This is a genomic window from Photobacterium damselae, from assembly GCF_003026815.1.
Taxonomy (GTDB): Bacteria; Pseudomonadota; Gammaproteobacteria; order Enterobacterales; family Vibrionaceae; genus Photobacterium; species Photobacterium damselae.
The window spans coordinates 1-2726 of the sequence record NZ_PYOG01000075.1; the positions used below are offsets into that span (position 1 = coordinate 1).

General features: G+C 39.4%; 5 protein-coding genes. 3 read left to right on the forward strand and 2 right to left on the reverse strand.

The window, feature by feature from the left end:
* The first annotated feature begins 804 nt into the window (after positions 1–804).
* Complete coding sequence (locus CTN07_RS22195; protein WP_080551795.1) at positions 805–954, forward strand: Hok/Gef family protein; 150 nt, start codon at positions 805–807, stop codon at positions 952–954.
* Positions 955–1229: 275 nt separating this feature from the next.
* Here the strand turns inward: CTN07_RS22195 and CTN07_RS23365 are convergent, their stop codons facing one another.
* Together CTN07_RS23365 and CTN07_RS22205 are read right to left on the reverse strand one after the other, a co-directional pair.
* Complete coding sequence (locus CTN07_RS23365) at positions 1230–1370, reverse strand: DinI-like family protein (RefSeq protein ID WP_080551808.1); 141 nt, start codon at positions 1368–1370, stop codon at positions 1230–1232.
* Between the two features lie 48 nt (positions 1371–1418).
* Positions 1419–1871 carry an Ivy family c-type lysozyme inhibitor gene (locus CTN07_RS22205; RefSeq protein WP_232282489.1) on the reverse strand — a complete coding sequence of 151 codons (453 nt, stop codon included), beginning with the start codon at positions 1869–1871 and terminating at the stop codon, positions 1419–1421.
* A gap of 176 nt (positions 1872–2047) precedes the next feature.
* Here CTN07_RS22205 and CTN07_RS23310 point away from each other — a divergent pair, with 176 nt between their 5' ends.
* The gene (locus CTN07_RS23310; RefSeq protein ID WP_080551799.1) at positions 2048–2323 is read left to right on the forward strand and encodes a replication initiation protein; all 276 of its coding nucleotides are present in this window, start codon (positions 2048–2050) and stop codon (positions 2321–2323) included.
* Between the two features lie 112 nt (positions 2324–2435).
* Positions 2436–2726: hypothetical protein (locus CTN07_RS23195; RefSeq protein ID WP_249030822.1), on the forward strand; the 291-nt coding region annotated here is incomplete at its 3' end.

The following is a 2726-nucleotide window of genomic DNA, read 5'->3' on the forward strand; positions in this document are numbered from 1 at the left end:
GAGTCAGCGAAATCCTTTAGGGACAGCGGCATACGCCGACTAAGTCCGGATGTATGTCTGCAATCTTAACTTGTTTGATTTTTTTGATCGTGGGTACTTGGCAAATCGGGACGACCATGTATGTTAAATCACTAATTTTACAGTGATTTATTATCATTCCATCCAGTCAATCTCAAATCACCACCAAAATATCACGTCAAGCAGCCTCAAGACCATCAGATCACGTTAAGTAAAGTTAGTGTAAAAATGTTTCGAAACGAAACTTATCGAATAGGGGATCGATTTGGAGAGAATTTGGCGCTCAAAAGACTATTTTTTATAAAGTAAGTTTTTAATGAATAAAAATTAGATAAGGTTATGGATTATTTAACCTTAGAATGTTTGTTCGTTTGCACTAAAACATCACAAACGAACAAACATATCGAACGAACGGTGTTCGTTCGATATATGAGGGAGGGACTAGAGAAAAGGAAGCGAAACTTAACTATCATGCAGAATCACACTTATTTGAACCCACTTTGCTAGTGTCTAAAGTGGGTTCAGAAAAGTGTGCTTGTTCAACGCCTAAAAAAAGACGCTGAGAAGTGAAAGCGGTTCTTTGAGTGTAACGAAAAGGTTCGTTTTTACTTTGAAGTGTCAGTATAATGTTTGACGGGTGCTCTTGGCTTTTCTGCCATGAGCATAGCAGCGTTCAGCTTGTGGTAGAAAAGACAAAAGCCCCGTTAATTTTTCAATCAACGAGGCTTAAATCATGATACTCAGCAGTTCTGATTCTAGTCTCTATTTAACCGAGAGGCAAGATGTATGCTACGAAAAACCGCCCTGATGGGTTTGATAGTTATCTGTATAACGATTCTATGTTTTACATGGATGGTTCGTGATTCGTTGTGCGAATTACAGATCAAAGATGGTAAAACGGTATTTCTGGTAACACTTGCTTACGAAGCGAAGTAGAGCTGGAGCGAGTAGGGGATTCCGAATCCTCTACTCGATTCAGATTGTTTGAGAACAGGCCATAGAGCACCCATTCAAAATGACGATACATAACTTCACTTAGTTTCTAACACAATCGGTTCTTGCTTTTGGTACGTCACGCCAATATCCCTGATAACAGCCACACATGACGCACCAATATAAAGAATGCTCGTTGTCCCAACGTTGTATTCCCTGGTTAAGACAATATACAAATAGCGATAATGTCGCTATACGTTACATTGTCACTTTTTAAATTATTGGACATAAAGCCAGTCAGCCGCTTCATCAAACATTTCTTCAATAATTTGACTAATGGCCTCTTTCTCATCTTTTACTGTCCCTGAAATAGAAAGGTTCGTGTTAGTCCCACGACGAACCCGAATAAATTCTATGATTAGAACTCCAAATTGTTTCTGGTTCCCTAAATTTGCGACAGAACCTCTTTATTTCCAATTAGGATTTTGCTGTAGTGTTTTCACTAAAGCTTCCTTCATTGATTGATCTGGATTTCCAATAAACCAGTAGGTTGCATACTTACTCGGCTCTGTAATTGCACCGTCTGTATCTTTTACTGAAACAACCAAAGAAACATCTTTTTTATCTTGGTTTGATAGGGTAATCATAAAATTATTACCACAATCATGAGGTTTACAATAGTCTGTAGCAGTAAAACTTTTACCGCCAATCACTTTGTCTCCAATAGGAGCAGTCACCTTATTTTCTTGTTTGATCCATTCAGGTAGAGGATCTTTAGACACATCAGGAATGACAGTTGAAGACTGTATTGATGTTACAACGGGGGCTGTCTTTTGTGTTGCTTGCTCCGATGAACCATTATTACAAGCGGTAAGGAGTAGAGCTAGGCTGCCTACAAATAGGAGCTTTTTCATTTTCATTTTACTTCTCTTGCTATTATATAAGTGAAAATATTCTATTGCTGCTCTAGACTAGATAGCCAAAAGCAACCGCGCTGATTATACATTAATTCGCCTATCCCCTCTCATTTTTGGTTCAGTCGCAAAGTTCACTTAAAATGTATATGCATGAACAGTAGCCAGCCGAAGGCTGGCTACTGTTCTGCTACCGTCTAGCGATACCGTATCCAACCTCAGAGTTGGCACACCTAGCCCCGATAAAGTATGCGGCTGCGGTGCAGTCAGCATTTAGGGCAAGGTTAAAGGCCGATACGGGTTACGCTGGATTGTTGACCAAGAACCCATTACATAATCATTGGAAAACTGTTTATTGGGGTTTTGCGCCCGTTTCAGCGAAAAGTCCAAAGTTCGCCCGTAGGCCTTTATTTAGAACAGTAGCCAGCCTTCGGCTGGAGCCAGATATCTCAACCTGAAATAGAAAACTGCGGCCTAGAGCCTCACTTTTACCCCTTAATGCTCGCTAATTTAGCGGGCATTCTTACTTTATATCAGTACAAATCACCATTACTGTATTGACTACATCCTATGAGTAACAAACCTAGAAAAAAGAAGAAGAAACCAACAAAGAAATGTCGTCCGGTTCAGGCTTCATCTGCTTTTGACAACTATAAGCAATATGAACCCACCATGGATAATGTTATTCAGTTGCTAAATGCTCAGTATGATATTTATCCATCAAAAGATCATGTCGAAGAAATTGCATTAATTTATCAATATCTTATTGATAAGTTTGGTGACACATCGACTACTGCATTCAAATTACATGAAGTATTAATCTCGCTTGCTCATATCGCAGAGCGAGATGGTGCAACGCCT

What these genes read in the sequence shown, in the direction of transcription:
- CTN07_RS22195 (WP_080551795.1), top strand. Translation starts at nt 805, where the DNA reads ATGCTACGAAAAACCGCCCTGATGGGTTTGATAGTTATCTGTATAACG.
- CTN07_RS22205 (WP_232282489.1), bottom strand. Translation starts at nt 1,871, where the DNA reads ATGAAAATGAAAAAGCTCCTATTTGTAGGCAGCCTAGCTCTACTCCTT.